The organism is Flavobacterium sp. UBA7663 (assembly GCF_002483315.1).
GTDB lineage: Bacteria > Bacteroidota > Bacteroidia > Flavobacteriales > Flavobacteriaceae > Flavobacterium.
The window spans coordinates 1-21,323 of record NZ_DLHR01000024.1; the positions used below are offsets into that span (position 1 = coordinate 1).

Consider the following 21,323-nt stretch of genomic DNA (forward strand, 5'->3'; position numbering starts at 1 on the left):
TGCAGTATATTTACCTACACGTTTTACTACACCACTAGTAACGAATTTTCTATCAATTGAATGACCGTTAGCTTCTAATGCTTCTACAATATTAGCGTTAGTAACAGAACCAAACAATTTATCGCCACCTGCTTTAGCAGTAATTTTGATATCTAAAGCTTTTAATGCTTCAGCTAAAGATTTAGCATCTGCAACAATTTTAGCTTCTTTGTGTGCTTTTTGCTTTAAGTTTTCAGCTAAAACTTTTTTAGCAGAAGGAGTAGCCAAAATAGCAGCACCTTGAGGAATTAAGAAGTTACGTCCGTATCCGTTTTTCACAGTTACTACATCATCTTTAAATCCTAAATTTTGAACGTCTTGTTTTAAGATAAGTTCCATGTTGTTGTCCTTTTAATTAGAAGTTAGGTTCCTTAACGGAAACCAACAACTTAGTTGATATTATTTTAATAAATCGGCCACGTATGGCATTAAAGCTAAGTGACGAGCTCTTTTAACAGCTACAGAAACTTTTCTTTGATATTTTAATGAAGTACCTGTTAAACGTCTTGGTAAAATTTTACCTTGCTCGTTAACAAATTTCAATAAAAAGTCTGCGTCTTTATAATCGATATATTTGATACCTGATTTTTTGAAACGACAATACTTTTTAGTTTTGTTTGTATCTATGTTTAAAGGCGTAAGATATCTGATATCTCCGTCTTTTTTACCTTTTGCAGATTGCTCTAATGTAGACATGATTAGTTTGATTTAGCTTTTAATTTAACTCTTCTTCTTTCTGCCCAAGAAATTGCATGTTTGTCTAAAGACACAGTTAAGAAACGCATAACGCGCTCATCACGACGGAATTCAGTTTCAAATGCAATAATAATTTCAGCTGGCGCTTTGAATTCGAATAAGTGGTAAAATCCACTTTTCTTGTGTTGAATTTCGTAAGCTAATTTTTTTAAGCCCCAATCTTCTTTCGATACCATCTCAGACCCTTTAGAAGTAAGAAAATCTTCAAACTTGCTTACTGTTTCCTTTACCTGTTGTTCAGATAAAACGGGATTCAAGATGAAAACAGTTTCATAATGATTCATAATCTTTATATTTATTGTTATAAAATTGGGTGCAAAAATAATACTTTTATTTAAAATAACAAGCATAACACATTATAATTTTTTATATAAAAAACTTGTGTAATTGTAATAATTATTCTACTTTTAACAAACTATAAAAAATATATGCCCATGAAGTTGAATTGTATCGTTGTAGATGATAGTGCTATTCAAAGAATTACCATCACAAAATTAGTTAACGAATCAACATTATTAAACTTAGTAGGAGATTTCGCCAATGCTCTTGAGGCCAAGAATTGCATTAACAATAATACTATCGACCTTATCTTTTTAGACATTGAGATGCCGTTAATTAACGGATTCGATTTATTAGATGGACTAAAAACAAAACCACAAATTATATTCATTACTTCAAAAGCGGATTACGCTGTAAAGGCTTTTGATTATGAAGCAACTGATTTCCTTCAAAAACCAATTTCTAAAGAACGTTTCAATAAAGCGGTAAAAAAAGCCACTGAACTTCACGCGTTACGCTACGAAAACCATGAAGATCATGGAGAAAGTATCGTAATTAAAAGTAATTTAAAGAAACTAAAAGTGTATGTTTCTAAAATTAAATGGATTGAAGCGTATGGCGATTACATCAAAGTGGTTACCGATGATGAAAGTCATTTAGTATTATCTACCATGAAAGGTTTTGAAAAAGAACTTCCGGAAGGAAAATTCATTCGAGTACACAAATCGTATATTATCAATTTAGACAGAGTGGAAAAATTCAATAGTAAGTTTGCTGAAATTGGAAATACAAAAATTCCTTTGAGTCGAAATAAGAAAGAAGAAATTGTAAAAGCAATCGAAAACGCTTAATAAACGTCTACATCAACTTTTACCTTAATAGAACGATATTGCGGAACTGCTTCAAAACTCATGAGCACTTTCGCAATATTTTTTTTGGTATTGCCTAAATGTTTCTGAACCGGAATTTTAACCATAATTGTTCGAATGTATTCATTACGAATTCTATTTATAGCTGGTTCTTCTGGTCCTAAAACAGGCATATCCAAATTTTGAGACAACACATTATAGAACCACATCGAACCTTCTTTCAATTTATCAAAATCGCGATGTTTTAATGTTAGTTTCACTAATCGGAAGAAAGGTGGATATTTGAAATTTTGGCGTTCGTAAATTTGTTCCTTATACATTCCAATATAATCATTACCCAAAACTTGTTGGATAGTATTGTGATACGGATTATACGTCTGAATAACTACTTTTCCTTTTTTCTCCGAACGTCCTGCCCTACCCGAAACTTGCATCATCATTTGATACGCTCTTTCGTAGGCTCTGAAGTTTGGTTGGTTTAATAAATTATCGGCATTTAAAATTCCAACTAAAGTTACATTGTCAAAATCCAAACCTTTGGCTAACATTTGAGTTCCTACCAAAACATCAATTTCTCTATTTTTGAAAGAATCGATTATTTTTTCAAATCCAAATTTTCCTCGAGTCGTATCTTGATCCATTCTTCCGATATTTTTCTCTGGAAAAAGTGTTTTCAATTCCATTTCGATTTGTTCGGTACCAAAACCTTTAGAAGTAACATCAACCGATTGACAACTATGACAATGCGTTGGATTTGCAATCGAATGACCGCAATAATGACATCGCAATTGATTTTTGAATTTGTAATACGTCAAACTTACATCGCAACTTGGACAATGCGGCACATGACCACACGTCATGCATTCCACATAAGGCGAAAATCCTCTGCGGTTTTGAAATAAAATAACTTGTTCGCCTTTTGATAATGTTTCCGTGATTTCTTCCAATAATTCATCTGAAAAATGTCCCGACATTTTCTTTCTGAAATATTTATCCTTTAAATCAACCAATTGAATTTCGGGCAACACCACATTTCCGTAACGAACTTTCAATTCGGTTAAACCGTATTTATTAGTTTGTACGTTATAATAGGTTTCCAAAGACGGAGTAGCACTTCCTAAAACCACTTTTGCTCCGTGTTGCTTTGCTAAAACTATTGCCGCATCGCGCGCATGATATCTTGGCGCTGGATCGTTTTGTTTGAAAATTTGCTCGTGTTCTTCATCCACAATAATACATCCTAAATTAGAAAAAGGAAGAAAAAGAGCGCTTCGAACCCCAATAACCACTTTCGCTTTTGGAGAATTTTCTAAGACTTGATTCCAAACTTCAATTCGTTCGTTGTTTGTATATTTTGAATGAAAAACGGCGACTTCATTTCCAAAATAAGCTGTTAATCTTTGTACCAATTGAGTTGTAAGCGCAATTTCGGGTAATAAAAACAAAACCTGCTTTCCATCCTTAATATATTGTTCTAAAAGTTTGATGTAGATTTCGGTTTTCCCTGAAGCCGTAACGCCGTGTAATAAATTCACATCATAGGTTTTGAAATTTTCTTGAATGCTATCAAAAGCTACTTGTTGGGCTTCACTTAAGGTGAATTGACTATCCTCTTCTTTATCAAATGCAACTCTATCTTGCGCAATGTAATATTCTTCGAAAATCGTTTTATTTACTAACGATTTTACTATTGCAGATGAACTTCCGGAAGTTTCGATTAATTTTTTGACAGAAATCGGTGCTTTTTCACGAGCTTGTAATTGGAAATAATGTAGAACCAATTCGCGTTGTTTCTTGGCTTTGGATAAAACTTCTAGTAATTCGGCTAATTGTTCTTGTTGCAAAAAAGAATCATGTAATTTGATATATCGAATCAACTTTGGCTTGTATTGTTCCGAAATTTCTTCTTGCAATACCAAAGCTCCTTTTGCTAACAATCGATTTATGATAGGAAAAACCGTTTTCTTACCCAAAATTTTAATCACATCTTGAACCGTAATAGAAGATTGACTTTTTAAGGCTTCTAAAATTAGATATTCATCATCTTTTAAATTATCCGAATCTAATTCCGCATTTTCTTTTGCTGAAATAATCGTTTCACTTTCCAAAATATATCCTGAAGGTAATGCACTACGAAATACTTCACCAAGCGAACACATATAATAAGAAGCAATCCATTTCCAATGCTCGATTTGATGAAGATTCACAACAGGTTTTTCATCTAAAATTTGATGAATTTCTTTGGCTTCGTATAATTGTGGTGGTGTGTTGTTCTTATCTAAAACTAATGCGGTATAAATTTTCGTTTTACCAAACGGAACCGCCACTCGCATTCCAATTTGAATGTAGTGAAATTCTGCTTCCGAAACCTGATACGTAAAGGTTTTAGAAACTGCTAATGGTAAAACGACTTCGATAAAATACAGCATAGAACAAATATAGTTTTAAAAAAGAGAATAGAAAAAAGAGAATAGAAAAAAGATAAATACTTCAATAAAAAAAGCGTCCTCGATTGAGAACGCTTCTGTTTGTATTTTATGATTAGAATTATTTCCCTAACATTCCTGATTTTAAATCATCATCTGCTGGTTTATCACATAACCAAATTCCGAATAAAGCTTTTTTGAAATCGTGTCCTTCAATTGCTCCTTTTTTGACTCCGTTTTTGTAAACTACAACTCCTTCATTAGGAACATTGATGATAGTAAAAACATCGCCTTTTTTAATTTCTTCTTTAAAGAAACCTTTGAATTTATCAATTTTAGCTTTTAAAGGTGCTGTTTTCTTACCTGTAGAATTCTCAAAACCTTCGTTAATAGCCGAAATCATTTTATCAGAAGTAATCATTCCTGAAATGATATTTAGTTTTATCGCAGCAGCATCTTTACTGTCCATAATGTCTTTTGCACTTGAACTCTTTTTTGGTAAATATAAAGAACCAACATACAAATCCATCCACATTTTTTCTCTTGTACCTGCTCCGTTTAAAACTAAAGCTTGTCCTTCTAAAGACAATTTTTCATCAACTTTAACTCCTGAAACTGTTTTTTGCGCATTAACAGTAAATGTTGTTGCAATAAGCATTAAAAATGTAATAACTTGTTTTCTCATAATTTGATTTTTTTAGTTTTGTTAAATATATAAATTTTTTCTTTTCAATTTTGAAATAGTTGCATTTAGTTCGAATCCTAATAACAAAACCATGCAATTTATCCAGATATAAAACATTAATACAAGAAGCGTACCAATTGAACCATACAACTCATTATACTTAGCAAATTTAGTTACATATATTCCAAAAATATAAGAAGAAAGCACAATTAAAATGGTGGTAAAAACCGCACCATAACTTATGAATGCAATACTTGAAGTTTCTTTTGCTCCAAACTTATATAATATAGAAGTTGTGATTAAAATCATTAAAAGTATAAATCCATACCTACTCCATTCAATCACTGAAATATCTGCAACATAACCTCGAATATTAATTTTTTGAATCATAACCTCAGCAATAACTATGGCTGCTACAGTAATTAACAAAATCAACGACAACACTAAAGAAATGGCTAAAGAAATAAAATATTGTCTAAAAAAACCTCTAGTAATAGTGATGTGAGCCGACATTTCAAATCCGCCCAAAATAGCATTAATACCATTGGTCATCAATAAAATTGACAAAATAAAACCTGACGAAAGTAAGCCTTGATGACTGGTTTCCATAATATCTCTCAAAATAGCTTCAATAGCGTCATAAGTATTAGGCGGAACACCTTCTTCTACAAACTCTAAAAAATCGGCTTGAAAATTCTCTAACGGAATAAACGGAATTAAATTCAAAATAAATAAAGCAAATGGAAATAATGCCATAAAGAAACTAAACGCAATAGCACTCGCTCTATATGAAAAAGCGCCTTTAAAAATTCCTAAAACATAAAGCTCCAAAATATCATAAAGCGACAATCCTTCTAAAGATTTTAACTTTATGGCTTTGGCAATTGCAACTAATTGCTTTACAACAGGAATTTTATTAAGTTTATTTTCTATTTCTTCGGACATAATTTATATTGCTTTTAAACTTAAATCTAAATTATAAACCGAATGGGTTAAAGCACCCGAAGAAATATAATTCACACCACACTCTGCATAATGACGAATGGTTTTTTCATTAATATTTCCAGAAGATTCAGTTAGTGATTGATTTCCAATCATGACTACCGCTTTCTTAGTCGTTTCGTAATCAAAATTATCTAATAGAATTCGATAAACGCCGCCAGCGTCTAATATTTGTTGTACTTCGTCTAAATTTCTAGCTTCAACAATGATTTTTAAATCTTTGTTATTATCGATTAAATATTGTTTTGTTTTGGCAATTGCTTGCGGAATTCCACCAGCAAAATCGTTATGATTATCTTTCAACATAATCATATCATACAAAGCAAAACGATGATTTTCACCTCCACCAATTTTCACAGACCATTTTTCGATGGCACGAATTCCTGGTGTGGTTTTTCTGGTATCTAAAATTTTGGTTTTTGTCCCTTCTAATAAATCAACAAACATTTTGGTTTTTGTTGCGATAGCACTCATACGTTGCATTGAATTCAACACCAAACGCTCTGCTTTTAAAATCGATTGTGAACTTCCAGAAACATGAAAAACAATATCTCCATATTTTACTCTTTCACCATCATTGATAAACGTTTCCACTTTCATGTCTTTATCTACATAATGAAAAATCATTTTAGCAAATTCTACTCCAGCAATAATTCCCTCATCTTTAACTAATAACTTCGCTTTTCCTTGCGCAGAAACTGGAATACAAGCTAACGAACTATGATCGCCATCTCCAACATCTTCACGAATGGCGTTGCTAATAATTAACTCTAATTCTTTTTGAAATTGCGCTTCTGAAATCATGGTATATAAATTGAATGGCTAATGTAAGAAATCCTTTGAAGTTTAAAAAATATTGAACCCGTAAAAAACAAAAAACTCCCAGATAAATCTGAGAGTTTCTTTATGATTGAATTTTAAATTCGATTAAGATAAAGCTGCTTTCACTTGGTCAGCTGCTTCTTGGAATTGAACAGCAGATAAAATTGGCATACCTGAATTATCGATTAATTCTTTAGCAATTTCTGCGTTTGTTCCTTGTAAACGAACGATGATTGGCACTGTAATAGCATCACCCATGTTTTTGTAAGCATCTACAACACCTTGAGCAACACGGTCACAACGAACGATTCCACCAAAAATGTTAATTAAAATAGCTTTTACGTTTGGATCTTTTAAGATAATACGGAAAGCTGTTTCAACACGTTTCGCGTCAGCAGTTCCACCTACGTCTAAGAAGTTTGCTGGTTCAAAACCTGCATACTTAATTAAATCCATGGTAGCCATTGCTAAACCAGCTCCGTTTACCATACAACCTACAGTTCCATCTAAATCTACGTAGTTTAATCCTACTTCTTTAGCTTCAACTTCGATTGGATTTTCTTCTCTAACGTCTCTCATTTCAGCATACTTTTGTTGTCTGAATAAAGCGTTATCGTCGATATTTACTTTAGCATCAACTGCTAAGATTTTGTTATCAGATGTTTTTAATACAGGGTTAATTTCAAACATTGAAGAATCAGAACCGATATACGCTTTGTATAAAGCATCGATAAATTTCACCATTTCTTTGAAAGCCTCACCAGATAAACCTAAATTGAAAGCAATTTTTCTAGCTTGGAAACCTTGTAATCCTACAGAAGGATCAATTTCTTCTGTAAAAATTAAATGTGGAGTATGCTCAGCAACTTCTTCGATATCCATTCCACCTTCAGTAGAATACATAATCATGTTACGACCTGTAGCTCTGTTTAATAAAACAGAAACGTAGAATTCAGAAGTTTCGCTTTCACCAGGATAATAAACGTCTTCAGCAATTAAAACTTTGTGAACTGTTTTTCCTTCTGGTGGAGTTTGTGGTGTAATTAACTGCATTCCGATGATTTGCTCAGAAATTTCAGTTACTTGGTCTAAGTTTTTAGCTAACTTAACTCCTCCACCTTTTCCTCTACCTCCAGCATGGATTTGTGCTTTTACTACGTACCAACTTGTACCTGTTTCTGTAGTTAATTGTTTTGCTGCAGCTACCGCCTCAACTGGATTGTTTGCAACAATACCACGTTGAACACGTACTCCATAACTAGCTAGGATTTCTTTACCCTGATATTCGTGTATGTTCATAATTGTTATGCGTTTATCTTGTTTAAAAAAGTGCCACAAAAATAGCAAAGTAATTTTTAATGGACTAACTTTTTTTCGTTTAATTTGGGAATTTGATATACATATTCTTATAAAAAGCGTAATTTTAAAAACATATAAAAGTTATAAATAAAACATTTTGTTATTTTTTGTTAATAATTGTTGTAAAAATTGTAATACTTAATTATTGATATACTTTTGCACTAAATAAAATAATAATGAAACCAGAAGTATTACAACAATTAGCAACAGAATTTGGGAGTCCGTTATATGTATATGATGCGGAAAAAATAGCCTTCCAATACAATCGATTACAAAATGCATTTAGCAAAGTAGAACGTTTTAAGGTACACTATGCCGTTAAAGCTTTATCGAATGTTTCTGTTTTGAAATACTTAAAAAATTTAGGTTCTGGATTAGATACAGTTTCTTTACAAGAAGTGCAATTGGGATTACATGCTGGTGTTGACCCAAAAGACATTATTTATACTCCAAATGGCGTTTCGATGGAAGAAATTGAAGAAGTAGCGCAATTAGGAGTTCAAATCAACATTGATAATTTATCGATTTTGGAGCAATTTGGCACAAAACATCCGAATGTTCCAGTTTGTATTCGAATAAATCCACATGTGATGGCGGGAGGAAATGCGAATATTTCAGTAGGACATATTGATAGTAAATTTGGGATTTCGATTCATCAATTACCTCATATTTTGAGAATTATTGAAAATACAAAAATGCATATCAACGGAATTCACATGCATACGGGTTCTGATATTTTAGATGTAGAAGTATTTTTATATGCAGCCGAAATCTTATTCGAAACGGCTAAAAATTTTCCAGCATTAGATTTTATCGATTTTGGAAGTGGATTTAAAGTTCCTTACAAAAAAGGTGATATTGAAACCAATGTAGAAGAATTTGGAAGAAAATTAACCAAACGCTTTTTAGCTTTTGAAAAAGAATACGGTCGTCCATTAACTTTAGCTTTTGAGCCTGGAAAATTCTTGGTAAGCGAAGCTGGTTATTTCTTAGCGAAAGTAAACGTTGTAAAACAAACCACTTCAACCGTTTTTGCAGGAATTGATTCGGGATTCAATCATTTGATTCGTCCAATGCTATATGGAGCGCAACATCATATTGAAAATATTTCTAATCCTAAAGGAAAAGAACGCTATTACTCGGTAGTAGGTTATATCTGTGAAACCGACACTTTTGCGAGCAACCGAAGAATTACAGAAATTCACGAAGGTGATATTTTATGTTTCCGAAATGCGGGTGCTTATTGCTTTTCAATGGCATCTAACTACAACTCACGACTAAAACCAGCTGAAGTACTTTGGAAAGACGAAAAAGGTCACTTAATCAGAGAACGCGAAACGTTTGATGATATTTTGAGAAATCAAGTTATGATTGAGGTTTAATTATTGACACAGATTTCGCAAATTAACACAGATAAAAAAAGCATCAAATTTTAGTTTGATGCTTTTTTATTATACTGACTTTCTGTAAATTTCTTTAATCTGTAGATGAACTTTTCTTCTTTTAATAAAATAGCTTTTGAATTGAGTGATTTCACCTTTTTATTATCAAAATAAACATCTGTTTTTTTCATTTTAGGATAAACAACAAAAATAGAATCATTAAATTTATGATAATCTCCATCTTTAAAACTATCCCAATCAGCTTGTACTTTTCTCAAAACTATTTTTTCAATCGAATCAGTCTTTAAATCAAAATAAACTCTTCTTTCTGAAAAACCTGCTTCTGGATTAAATCTAATTTTTAAAAATTTTAGTTTTGAATTTATAAAAAAGTTTTCTTGCGGAACTAAGCCATCGTCTAAATATTTAAATTCTTCAGCATTTGTATTAGCAATAGCTGTCCTAAACTCTTTCTCTAAATCAGAATCTAAAATGTTATTATTTGAATTTTCACATCCAATAAATAAAAATGACAAAAACGATGAAAATAGAAGTCTAATAAAATTATTCATAAATAAATTTACTTATCTAAAACCTCCGACAATACTTTACCATCTGAACTATTTGGCATAGTTATTTTTAGCATTTGAGTAACTGTTGGTGCAATTTGTGTGATTTCTTTTCTGTCATGGGTTGCTCCTTTTTTGATTTTCCAACCAAAGAAAATTAACGGAACGTGTGTGTCATAAGAAAAAGGCGAACCATGAGTGGTTCCAGTTGAAGAATATTCTACATAACCTGGTTTGAAAATCATGATAAGTTCCCCGTTTTGTGTTGGGTCATACCCTTTTGTGATGTAGTCTAAATAGTAATCACTTGGATTTCCGTTGGTGATTTCTTCTTCGGTGTAAACACGTTTGATATAATCTTGTTTGTGCAAATAATCTTTAAAGGTTTGTTTTACTTCTTGTAAATTCAAACCTTTTGATTTTACTTTTACTTTATCAAAAAACACGTTATAATTCGAATAATCTAACACTAAATTTTCTCCAAAAGTAGTTTCTGAAAATTCCTTCAACTCTTTTTGAATGTTTTTATAATTGATGTTATCTACTTTGTACTTGTTGTCTTTTAAATACGTTACGTTTTCCGCTCCAGCGTGATCTGCTGTTAAGAAAACTAAGTAATTCCCTTTTCCAACGGTTTTATCTAAGTAAGCTAAGAAATCAGCAATAGTTTCGTCCAAACGCAAATAAGTGTCTTGTAATTCAATAGAACGAGGACCTAAAACGTGTCCAATATAATCGGTTGAAGAGAAACTTACTGCTAGAAAATCGGTAATATTGTCTTTTCCTAAATTTTCGCTTTCAATTGCTTTTTTAGCAAAATCGGCTAATAAATTATTTCCATAAGGTGTTGAACGTAGAATTCCAGCATCGTTTGCATCATACATATCTTGCAAGTTGTAAGGCATAAACGGCGCTTTTTTATACAATTTTCCTTCGTATGGATTGTTATCGGTTAAGCTTTCGTTGTAAGTTTCTTTTGGTTTTAATAAATCCCAACCTTTAGTTACGTATTTCAAATAATTTTTCTCAGCATTGAATTGCGTTGCCCAATCTGGAAGTTTATCTCCGTAATACGTACTCGAAATAAAAGCTCCGGTTTTGCTGTACCAAAAAGCCCAATCGGCAAAATGTCCAGCAGGCAAAATTGCTCCTCTATCTTTAATACTCATTCCAATTACTTTTCCTTTGAAATTAGTTGAAAGCTTCAATTCGTCAGTAATGGTAGAACTTTGCAAGTTTCTTGGCGACATTTTTCCTTCTTTTTTAGAATCATCTCCAATAGTTGAAACCGTTTCGTCATCTGTACAATACATTTCTTTTCCAGTAGCTTTATTGAACCATTCGTTGCCTACAATTCCGTGAACCGCTGGTGTTGTTCCAGTATAAACTGAAGCATGACCAGGAGCTGTATATGTTGGCATAAAGTTATAGTGCATGTTATGAAACGTATAGCCTTGATTCATTAATCGTTTGAAACCATTTTCGGAAAAATCGCTTGAAAAACGGTATAAGTATTCCATTTTCATTTGGTCTACTACGATTCCTACTACTAATTTTGGTTTGTCTTGTGCTGAAAGTAGCGAAGAAACAAGTAATGCTGATACGGCTAAGGCTTTTTTCATTTTAAAACTATTTTATACAAAAGTACGTTTTTGATGTAAATGGAATGTTAATAAATAAAAAAATGACTTTCTATTGCATTCAATAAAAAGTCATTTTAATTATGATTATAATTTATTTCTTCTTTGTAGACTTATCTTCAAGTACTGTCATATTATAAGCAATAATCATATCTTCATATGTAATATACAATTGGTTTCTGCCTCCCTGTTTCTTTCTGGTGTAAATAGTTAAAACACATTCTAGTCCGTTATTATCCACACAATTAAATTTTACTACATCGTCGTCTCCAATAGTTTCTTGGTTTCCATATTTCATGATAGAAAATAACTGAAGTACTTCTGAATAAACTACAATTCGGTGACTTTCCATATCCAAAAGCACCGTCATCTCTGATTTTTGTAATTTTGACCAATCGCTCCAATTTCCTTTTTTGTCTTTCTGGCTTACCATATATCCAGAAGTTTTGAAATTAAATTTTTGAGCATAAGTAGTAACCGATGCAAAAAACAAAAACAATAGTATGTATTTTAAACTCTTCATTTCTTTGTTATATTAAAATTCAAAGGTAGTTACCTCTTTTCTAGCAGCGTTAAATTCCGTTATGATATTATCAACAATAGTTTCAACAGGTAAAATATCGTGAATTAATCCGGCAATTTGACCAATTTCTAATTCGCCTTCAACTAAATCGCCTTCAAACATACCTCTTTTTGCTCTTCTTTTTCCTAATAATGCTTCTAAATCTTCTTTTGATGGACATTTAGCATACAATTCCTGAACATCGTTATAGAATTTATTTTTGATAAGTCGAACTGGAGCCAATTCTTTTAATGTTAATTGTGTATCGCCTTCTCCTGTTTCCACAATTGTTCTTTTGAATTCATCATGTGCAGAACTTTCAGTTGAAGCAGCAAAACGACTTCCCATTTGAACGCCATCTGCACCTAAAGTCATAGCAGCTAACATTCCTCTTCCTGTTGCGATTCCTCCAGCAGCAATTAATGGAATTGAAATTTGCTCGCGCACCATTGGAATTAAGGTTAAGGTTGTGGTTTCTTCTCTTCCGTTGTGTCCACCAGCTTCAAAACCTTCAGCAACTACAGCATCTACACCAGCTTCTTGTGCTTTTAAAGCGAATTTAGAACTACTAACAACATGTACAACAGTTATGCCATTTTCTTTTAAAAACGGCGTCCAAGTTTTTGGATTTCCTGCCGAAGTAAAGACGATTTTAACGCCTTCTTCTTTCAAGATTTGCATGATTTCTTCAATGTTTGGATATAACATTGGAACATTTACTCCAAAAGGTTTATCTGTGGCCTTTTTACATTTTTGAATGTGTTCTCTTAACACTTCTGGATACATAGAACCAGCACCAATTAATCCTAATCCACCAGCGTTACTTACGGCACTTGCTAGTTTATAACCACTGTTCCAAATCATTCCACCTTGAATAATTGGGTATTTTATGTTGAAGAGTTGGGTAATTTTATTCATTTTAAAAATGCTTTATTTTATTGCAATTTACTTTTTTTGTTCGGATTTCCAATGATTAAGCAATAACACCACTTCCTAAAATTTCATCATTCAAATGCCAAGCAACAAACTGACCTTCGGTAATTGCAGACTGTGGATTTTCAAAGACCACGTACATTCCGTCTTTAAATTGATGTAAAGTTGCTTTTTGTAAAGGTTGACGGTAACGAATTCTTGCCATTACTTCCATTTTTTCACCATCTTTCAAAGCTAAATCTTCTCTTATCCAATGTACTTCACCATTTGCAATAAACAATGCTTTTTTAAATAATCCGGGATGTTGATTGCCTTGACCCGTGTATACAATATTCTTTTCTACATCGGTTTCAATAATAAAAAGAGGTTCTTTGGTTCCTCCTACATTTAAACCTTTACGTTGTCCTTTTGTGAAATAATGAGCGCCTTGGTGTTTACCCATTACTTTTCCTGGTACTTTTAGATAATCAATTCGTCTAGCTTCAAAAGCAAAAGCTTCTTCTTCCGAATTGAATTGTGGTTTTTCTTGATGATATATTTCAGCTTCAACTGGAATTTCAATAATTACACCTTCTTTTGGTTGCAATTTTTGTTGTAAAAATTCGGGCAAGCGCACTTTTCCGATAAAACAAAGTCCTTGAGAATCTTTCTTTTCGGCAGTAATTAAATCTAATTTTGAGGCAATTTCACGAACTTCTGGTTTTGTTAATTCGCCAATAGGAAATAACGCTTTCGAAAGTTGCTCTTGTGATAATTGACATAAAAAATACGATTGATCTTTATTACCATCTTTACCAGCTAATAATTGGTAAACTTCTTTTCCATCATTTTCAATAGTTCCTTTACGGCAATAATGTCCTGTTGCGACATAATCTGCACCTAAAGACATAGCAATTTTCATAAAAACATCGAATTTGATTTCTCTGTTACACAATACGTCAGGATTTGGAGTTCTTCCTTTTTCGTATTCGTTAAACATATAATCAACAATTTTCTCTTTGTATTGTTCAGATAAATCTACCGTTTGAAAAGGAATTCCTAGTTTTTCAGCTACTAGCAAAGCATCATTACTATCTTCTAACCATGGACATTCATTGGAAATAGTTACAGAATCATCGTGCCAATTCTTCATGAATAACCCGATAACTTCATATCCTTGTTCTTTTAATAAATATGCGGCAACACTCGAATCTACTCCACCCGAAAGTCCTACTACAACTCTTTTCATTTATTCTTGTCCTCCTTTTTCTTGTTTTAATTGTTCTAACGTTTTAGATGCTTCTTTGGCATTTCTTTGCTCGTATTTAATTAATTCTTGTCCAAATTTAGGAGCTTTTACTTGCTTTATAACTTTATTTTTTTCAAAAAACTTCCAGGTTCCTACACGTTTTCCGTTTACATAATTTCCTTCATACATTTTATTACCCATTCCATCATAATAAGAAGCAACACCATCATATTGTCCATTTTTGTATGTAAGAGACTCTAATAATTGACCTTTTTCAGAATATGTTTTTGAGACTCCTACTTTAATACCTAATTTGTAATTGGTTTCTTCAGCGATAGTTCCGTCTTTGTAGTATACTTTTCTAACACCATCAAGTTTTCCAGATTTATAATATTCTTGTGACATTAATTGTTTTGATTCGAAATGATAGTATTTCCATTCGCCTTCAGGAAGTTTATTTACTAATTTTCCTTCACTTACTTTATTCCCTTTTTGATCATAAAAATTAGCATAACAAGAACCATCATCTTTAGAAAAATCTCGAGTTGCAATTACAGTTCCAGCTTTTGTATCATCAAAATATTTAAAAACACCTGTTTCCTTTCCATGATTAAAAGTTCCTTCATAACGAATACGATTCGACTCTTTATGCGTACCTCTCCACAAACCATGTCGATTACCTTTGTCGTCTAATTGATTGATTTTATCTTGACTAAAGCCTAAAATTGAAATAAAAATTAAAAAAAGCACAAAAAACTGTTTCATTATATTAAATGTTGTTTAATTTATTAATTAGTAATCACACATTAAATATTGAAAAATCAAATATTAGACCAAATACTGATTAAACAAAAAATAAATGTGAGTTAAATCTGCTACATAACGCAGTAAAATAGTTTTTTATTTGTTTAATCTTTTTTAATTTTGATTAAACAAAAAATAAAACACTATGAAAAACTATGCAAAATTAATCAAATTAACATTATTAGTAGTAAGTTCTACGTTAATGTTTTCATGTTCTGATGATGATAGTACACCTCAGAACAATTCAATTACTGATATCGCATCAGGAAATCCTAACCTTTCAATTCTTGTTGATGCATTAAGTCGTGCAGATTTAGCAGAAACTCTTGACCAAGCAGGTTCGTATACCGTTTTTGCCCCAACAAATGATGCATTCTTAGATTTTTTAGATGCCAATGGATTTGAATCTTTAGATGATGTTCCGCTTCCAACATTAACACAAATCTTATTAAATCATGTGGTAAATGGAACAAATTTATCTACAGGATTAACCACTGGTTATGTTAAAACTTTAGCGACAGGTAGTGCTTCATCATCTAATACTTTAAGTATGTTTATCAACGTAGAATCAGGAGTCAGATTAAATGGAGTATCTAGTGTAACAACAGCTGATATAATTGCCAACAATGGGGTTATTCATGTTGTTGATGCTGTTATTGGTTTACCTACAATTGTAACACACGCTACTGCAAATCCAAATTTTAGCACATTGGCTACATTATTAACTGAACAAGGATTAGTTGGGACTTTAGATGGAACAGCTAGCTCTCCTTTTACTGTTTTTGCTCCATTAAATAGTGCATTTGATACCGCTACTTTAAATTTATATAGTGGATTAACATCTACACAAAAAACAGCTGTATTAACTTACCATGTTGTAACTGGTGCTAATGTTTTATCTAATGCAATTCCATCAGGTCCAATAACTACTTTTGAGACAGGAACTTTTACAATTTCTGGAACAGTAATTACTGATGAACAAAGTAGAACTACAGATATTGTTGCAACAGATGTACAAGCTTCAAATGGAGTAATACATGCTGTAAACAAAGTTTTACTACCAAATCTAAATTAATTCGTTTCTATAAATAAAATTGTTATGAACAAAAAACGCTTTCCAATGGAAAGCGTTTTTTTATGATCCTAATTCTATAGCTCTTGTATTTGCGGCTTCTATTCCTTCTATTACAATTTCTTGAAGTTCTTTTTGATTGAAAACAGACAAAGCTGCTTCTGTAGTTCCGCCTTTTGAAGCCACGCGTTGAATCCAATCTTCATTTGATAATTTACTCCTATTTTGCAATTGAACTGAACCTGAAAATGTTTGACTTACCAAAAACTCAGCTTCCGACGGAGAAAAACCTAATTTAACAGCCGATTCAATCATGGCTTGCATAAAATAAAACACATAAGCTGGTCCACTTCCTGAAACGGCTGTAGCAGCGTTTAGCATTTCTTCTCTTTCAATATAAATCGATTTTCCTGTTGTATTGATTAAATTCTGAACAATAAAAAGTTCTTTTCTATCAACAGAATTTGAAGCACAAAAAACGGTCATTCCCTCACCAATTTGTGTTGGAATATTTGGCATTGAGCGAACAATTTTAGTAACATTTAATTCCTTTTGCATAGCTTCAATTGAAATCCCCGCCATTACTGACAAAATAACGTGTTCTGGATTTAAGAAAGCTTTTATCTCAGAAGCTAATTGTTTGAAATCTTGAGGTTTTACTGCCAAAATCAAAATATCCGATTCGAAGATTTGAGAATTGGGTTCTGTATAAAAATTTGTTGCATCAATTCCGAAACTATTCTTTTCTTCAACTGCTACTTTGTTCAAAATTAAAATATCTGAAGCTCCTACAAATCCAGAGCTCATAAAACTGTTGGCATAGGTTTGCCCCATATTACCAAATCCGATAATCGCTATTTTCATTACTAGTATAAAAAAGAAACCCTGTCGTTTGCAGACAGGGTTTGTATTAAGATAAAATTATTTTTTCTTTTGTGCGGCTTTTTGAGCTTCTGCTTGCTCCATCATTTCGCGCATTTTTCTTTGGAATTTACTTTCCTTTTTCTCTTTTGTTTTATTCTCTTGAATTTGAGCGTGAATTTTATCTTCTTTCACGATGTAATTCTTAATAACCAACATAATTCCGATAGTAATTAAGTTAGAGATGAAGTAATACAAGCTCAAACCAGATGCATAATTATTAAAGAAGAATAACATCATTACTGGCGAAATATAAATCATAATTTTCATGATTTTACCCATATCTGGCATACCTTCTTGTGGTGGTGTACTCATCGCTTGGTCACCAGTTGTCATTTTCATGTAAAAGAAAATGGCAATAGAAGCTAAAATTGGGAATAAACTCACGTGATTTCCATAAAAAGGAATACTAAAACCATTTGGAAAATAGTAAATCGCATCAAATGAAGATAAATCATCTGCCCAAAGGAAAGATTTTTGTCTTAAATCGAACATCGATGGGAAGAACTGAAACAACGCATAGAAAATCGGCATTTGCATCAAGGCTGGTAAACATCCTGCCATAGGATTTACACCAGCTTTAGAATACAACTTCATAGTTTCTTGTTGTTTCTTCATAGGATTGTCCTTGAATTTTTCATTCAATTCTGTAATTTCAGGACGTAAAACCTTCATTTTTGCTTGTGACAAATAAGACTTGTATGTTACTGGCGACATTACAATACGAACTAAAATCGTAAACAATACAATCGCAATTCCGTAACCAACACCTAAAGCTGAAATTAATCCGAAAACAGGAATAAAAATATAACGGTTAATCCATCCGAAAATTCCCCAACCTAATGGTAAGATTTCGTCTAAATTTTTCTCGTAACCATTTAAGATTTCGTATTTCGCTGGACCATAATACCAATTCATATTATAGTTTAATGCACCATTTTTAAATTCTAAAGGAACTTGAGCCGTGAAATTTTTAGTAAAAACAGTATCAATTTCTTCATCATCTACTAAATTATCTGATTTGAACTTAGCTGTTTTGAATTTCGTATCAGTCAATAAAATAGAAGTAAATAAATGTTGCTTGAAAGCGATGTAAGAAACGTCATTTGCTTCGTCTTCAGAATCTTTTGCTGCATTTAAATAATCGTCTTTTCCGTCTTCATATTCAAATACTAGCTCAGTATAACGGTTTTCATAAGAAACACTATTTTCGTTTCTGTATGATTTTAATTGCCATTCTAAATCTAATGGTTTAGAAGTATTCACTACTTTTTCTAATCCTTGAGAACGAATAGCAAAATCTAACATGTATTCGTTAGGTTTTAATACATAACGATATTCTAAAAACTGATCTGGACCTGCTTTTAATTGCAACGTTAAAACTTGATTTTTACCTTCAGTAGTTAACTTAGGCTCAAAATACATGTCTTTTGTATGCAACGTTCTGTTATCAGTTGTATTTAAAGCAATGTCTAAAGAAGCGTTTTTATCTTTAATGATTTGAACCGCTTTTTTCGAATTTTTCTCAAATTGATCAAATCCTAAAACTGTTGCTTCTGTAATATAACCTCCTTTATTAGAAATTTTAAGTGATAAAACTTCATTTTTGATTTCAGTAACAGCATCTGTAGCTGATGGAAGTGTTGCAGAATATCCAAACGAACCTAATTGTGCTTGCGCTGCTTCACTTTTAGTAGAATCTACTACTGGCACTGCTGCAACCGTTGAAGTTACAGTTTTAACTTCTTTAGCTTGTTTGTCTAATTGCTCTTTTTTCTCTTTTTCCTTTTGTTCTTCTGGTGTTGGAGCATTTGAATATAACATCCAAATTAAAATTCCAGAAATCAATACAAATCCGATAATCGAATTAAGGTCTAATTTTTTTTCTTCCATCTACTTATTAGTGTTCAGTGTTCTTAATTGAACAGTTTATTTAGTTTTATGTTGTACAGCTGCAGCTACAAAACTCACAAAAAGTGGGTGTGGATTAGCGACTGTACTTTTATATTCAGGATGGTATTGAACGCCGATAAAGAACGGATGTGTAGGAATTTCAACAATTTCTACCAACTTCGTATCTGGATTTACTCCAGAAGCTACTAATCCTGCTTTTTCTAATTCGTTTAAATACGCACCATTGAATTCGTAACGGTGACGGTGGCGCTCCATAATCTCAGTTTTACCATAGATTTTTTGTGCCAACGTGTTTTCTTTTATGCTACATTTCCATGCACCTAAACGCATGGTTCCTCCTTTGTTTTCAATATTTTTTTGCTCTTCCATTAAATTAATAACAGGATGAGTTGTATTTTCATTCATTTCGGTTGAATTGGCATCGGCGTAACCTAAAACGTTACGAGAATATTCAATTACAGCCATTTGCATTCCCAAACAAATTCCGAAAAACGGAATATCATTTTCTCTTGCGTAACGAACCGTGTCGATTTTACCTTCAATTCCACGACCGCCAAAACCTGGTGCAACAAGTATACCATCTAAATCTTTCAACTGACTTTCTGCCGAATTGGCATCTAAATACTCAGAATGAATAGAAATAACATTTACTTTTGTCTCATTTGCCGCTCCAGCATGAATAAACGCTTCTAAAATCGATTTGTAAGAATCTTGCAATTCTACATATTTTCCAACCAAACCAATGTTTACTTCGTGCTTTGGATTTTTCAATCTAAATAAGAACTCGTTCCAGTTGGTTAAATCTGGTGTATTTTTTTCTGGTAAATCTAATTTTTTTAAGGCTACTTTATCCAATCCTTCTTCCAACATTAAATTTGGAACTTCATAAATAGTAGACGCATCGATAGATTGAATTACCGCTTCTTTTTTCACATTACAAAATAACGCTAATTTCTGACGTAAATCTTGCGAAATTTCATGTTCAGTTCTACACACTAAAATATCAGCTTTGATTCCGCTTTCCATTAAAGTTTTCACCGAATGTTGTGTTGGTTTCGTTTTTAATTCTCCGGCAGCAGCCAAATAAGGCACTAACGTTAAATGAATTACGATTCCGTTATTTTCACCTAATTCCCAAATCAATTGACGTACTGACTCGATGTAAGGCAATGATTCAATATCTCCAACAGTTCCACCAATCTCAGTAATTACAATATCAAAATCACCCGATTTTCCAAGCAACTGCATGCGTTCCTTGATTTCGTTTGTGATATGAGGCACTACCTGAACCGTTTTTCCTAAAAATTCTCCTCTACGCTCTTTTTCAATAACTGAAAGATACACTCTTCCTGTAGTTACGTTGTTCGCTTGAGAAGTAGGAACATTTAAAAAACGCTCATAGTGACCTAAATCTAAATCCGTTTCTGCTCCATCGTCTGTTACATAACATTCTCCGTGTTCGTAAGGATTTAATGTTCCTGGATCCACGTTGATGTATGGATCAAACTTTTGAATGGTCGTTCGGTATCCTCTGGCTTGCAATAATTTGGCTAACGAAGCTGCGATGATTCCTTTCCCTAAAGAAGAAGTCACACCTCCGGTAACAAAAATGTACTTAGTTTGGTTCATTGTATTGTTGTTGTGTTGTTGTTGCGATAAAAATCTTTTATCTATAATAAAATCGTGCAAAGATAACACTAATTAGTCAATGTGCCAATTAGTCGATGTATCAATTTTGTAATTAAATTGTAAACAATTTATTTTTGTTTTGGAAAGTTTCTGCGGATGTTTCGAACGAGTTCTTCTAAGCCGTTTAGCTTGAGTTCGTGTACCAATTTTAATTGTTCGCCTAATTGTCCTTTTGGGAAACCTTTATTAGCATACCAAACCACATAATACTCCGGAAGGTCGATTAAGTAATAGCCTTCGTATTTACCAAAAGGCATTTTTGTGTGTGCGAGTTTTACGAGAAGTTCTTGGTTGGTCATTTTTGTTATAGAGGTTAGAAAAAAGAGAAAAGAAGAAAGACTTTTTAAAACTATCTATATTCTTTTCTCTTTC

General features: G+C 32.4%; 21 protein-coding genes. 3 read left to right on the forward strand and 18 right to left on the reverse strand.

The features are described from left to right. The 3 genes from rplI to rpsF all read right to left on the reverse strand — a co-directional run. Window positions 1-378, reverse strand: a 378-nt coding sequence (rplI, locus tag B2741_RS10480) for a 50S ribosomal protein L9 (protein ID WP_291138625.1), incomplete at its 3' end; no start/stop codon positions are given. Window positions 379-438: 60 nt separating this feature from the next. Beyond that, window positions 439-735, reverse strand: a complete 297-nt coding sequence (gene rpsR / locus B2741_RS10485) for a 30S ribosomal protein S18 (protein ID WP_008253655.1) — start codon at window positions 733-735, stop codon at window positions 439-441. A gap of 2 nt (window positions 736-737) precedes the next feature. Next, window positions 738-1,079, reverse strand: coding sequence for a 30S ribosomal protein S6 (gene rpsF, locus B2741_RS10490; protein ID WP_008253663.1), 342 nt, complete (start codon window positions 1,077-1,079; stop codon window positions 738-740). A gap of 150 nt (window positions 1,080-1,229) precedes the next feature. On the opposite strand from rpsF, the gene B2741_RS10495 reads away from it, so the two are divergent. Next, a complete protein-coding gene (locus B2741_RS10495) occupies window positions 1,230-1,925 on the forward strand; it encodes a LytR/AlgR family response regulator transcription factor (protein WP_026726604.1) in 696 nt (231 codons plus the stop codon). Here the strand turns inward: B2741_RS10495 and priA are convergent. The 5 genes from priA to sucC form a co-directional block, all read right to left on the reverse strand. Then, on the reverse strand, window positions 1,922-4,372 hold the full coding sequence (gene priA / locus B2741_RS10500) for a replication restart helicase PriA (RefSeq protein WP_291138627.1): 2,451 nt from the start codon (window positions 4,370-4,372) through the stop codon (window positions 1,922-1,924). The two genes, B2741_RS10495 and priA, sit on opposite strands and share 4 nt — an antisense overlap. A gap of 118 nt (window positions 4,373-4,490) precedes the next feature. Continuing rightward, on the reverse strand, window positions 4,491-5,054 hold the full coding sequence (locus tag B2741_RS10505; RefSeq protein WP_291138629.1) for a chalcone isomerase family protein: 564 nt from the start codon (window positions 5,052-5,054) through the stop codon (window positions 4,491-4,493). A gap of 21 nt (window positions 5,055-5,075) precedes the next feature. After that, the gene (locus tag B2741_RS10510) at window positions 5,076-5,999 is read right to left on the reverse strand and encodes a YihY/virulence factor BrkB family protein (protein WP_291138631.1); all 924 of its coding nucleotides are present in this window, start codon (window positions 5,997-5,999) and stop codon (window positions 5,076-5,078) included. A gap of 3 nt (window positions 6,000-6,002) precedes the next feature. Beyond that, on the reverse strand, window positions 6,003-6,860 hold the full coding sequence (gene nadC / locus B2741_RS10515) for a carboxylating nicotinate-nucleotide diphosphorylase (RefSeq protein ID WP_291138633.1): 858 nt from the start codon (window positions 6,858-6,860) through the stop codon (window positions 6,003-6,005). A 123-nt stretch (window positions 6,861-6,983) separates the two neighbouring features. Then, entirely contained in the window at window positions 6,984-8,177 is a 1,194-nt protein-coding gene (sucC, locus tag B2741_RS10520) for an ADP-forming succinate--CoA ligase subunit beta (RefSeq protein WP_291138635.1), read from the reverse strand. A 236-nt stretch (window positions 8,178-8,413) separates the two neighbouring features. On the opposite strand from sucC, the gene lysA reads away from it, so the two are divergent. Further along, complete coding sequence (gene lysA, locus B2741_RS10525) at window positions 8,414-9,619, forward strand: diaminopimelate decarboxylase (RefSeq protein ID WP_291138637.1); 1,206 nt, start codon at window positions 8,414-8,416, stop codon at window positions 9,617-9,619. Between the two features lie 50 nt (window positions 9,620-9,669). On the opposite strand, the gene B2741_RS10530 is transcribed toward lysA, so the two are convergent. The 6 genes from B2741_RS10530 to B2741_RS10555 form a co-directional block, all read right to left on the reverse strand. Then, window positions 9,670-10,191 carry a hypothetical protein gene (locus B2741_RS10530; protein ID WP_291138639.1) on the reverse strand — a complete coding sequence of 174 codons (522 nt, stop codon included), beginning with the start codon at window positions 10,189-10,191 and terminating at the stop codon, window positions 9,670-9,672. Window positions 10,192-10,199: 8 nt separating this feature from the next. Further along, window positions 10,200-11,810 (reverse strand): alkaline phosphatase PafA, encoded by a 1,611-nt coding sequence (gene pafA, locus B2741_RS10535; protein ID WP_291138641.1) that lies wholly within the window; start codon window positions 11,808-11,810, stop codon window positions 10,200-10,202. A 112-nt stretch (window positions 11,811-11,922) separates the two neighbouring features. Beyond that, a complete protein-coding gene (locus tag B2741_RS10540) occupies window positions 11,923-12,351 on the reverse strand; it encodes a hypothetical protein (RefSeq protein WP_291138644.1) in 429 nt (142 codons plus the stop codon). A 12-nt stretch (window positions 12,352-12,363) separates the two neighbouring features. Continuing rightward, on the reverse strand, window positions 12,364-13,308 hold the full coding sequence (locus B2741_RS10545; protein WP_133607596.1) for an NAD(P)H-dependent flavin oxidoreductase: 945 nt from the start codon (window positions 13,306-13,308) through the stop codon (window positions 12,364-12,366). A gap of 55 nt (window positions 13,309-13,363) precedes the next feature. After that, complete coding sequence (gene mnmA / locus B2741_RS10550; RefSeq protein WP_291138646.1) at window positions 13,364-14,551, reverse strand: tRNA 2-thiouridine(34) synthase MnmA; 1,188 nt, start codon at window positions 14,549-14,551, stop codon at window positions 13,364-13,366. Continuing rightward, entirely contained in the window at window positions 14,552-15,316 is a 765-nt protein-coding gene (locus B2741_RS10555; protein ID WP_291138648.1) for a toxin-antitoxin system YwqK family antitoxin, read from the reverse strand. A gap of 184 nt (window positions 15,317-15,500) precedes the next feature. Between B2741_RS10555 and B2741_RS10560 the strand changes: the two genes are divergently transcribed. Continuing rightward, window positions 15,501-16,430 (forward strand): fasciclin domain-containing protein, encoded by a 930-nt coding sequence (locus B2741_RS10560; RefSeq protein WP_291138650.1) that lies wholly within the window; start codon window positions 15,501-15,503, stop codon window positions 16,428-16,430. Between the two features lie 60 nt (window positions 16,431-16,490). Here B2741_RS10560 and proC read toward each other — a convergent pair whose 3' ends face one another. The 4 genes from proC to B2741_RS10580 all read right to left on the reverse strand — a co-directional run bounded on the left by proC (window position 16,491) and on the right by B2741_RS10580 (window position 21,250). Beyond that, a complete protein-coding gene (gene proC / locus B2741_RS10565) occupies window positions 16,491-17,291 on the reverse strand; it encodes a pyrroline-5-carboxylate reductase (RefSeq protein WP_291138652.1) in 801 nt (266 codons plus the stop codon). 57 nt (window positions 17,292-17,348) lie between these two features. Continuing rightward, on the reverse strand, window positions 17,349-19,241 hold the full coding sequence (gene yidC, locus B2741_RS10570; RefSeq protein ID WP_291138654.1) for a membrane protein insertase YidC: 1,893 nt from the start codon (window positions 19,239-19,241) through the stop codon (window positions 17,349-17,351). A gap of 36 nt (window positions 19,242-19,277) precedes the next feature. After that, the gene (locus B2741_RS10575; protein ID WP_291138656.1) at window positions 19,278-20,891 is read right to left on the reverse strand and encodes a CTP synthase; all 1,614 of its coding nucleotides are present in this window, start codon (window positions 20,889-20,891) and stop codon (window positions 19,278-19,280) included. A 128-nt stretch (window positions 20,892-21,019) separates the two neighbouring features. Next, window positions 21,020-21,250, reverse strand: coding sequence for a DUF3820 family protein (locus tag B2741_RS10580; RefSeq protein ID WP_133607617.1), 231 nt, complete (start codon window positions 21,248-21,250; stop codon window positions 21,020-21,022). Window positions 21,251-21,323 lie beyond the last annotated feature (73 nt).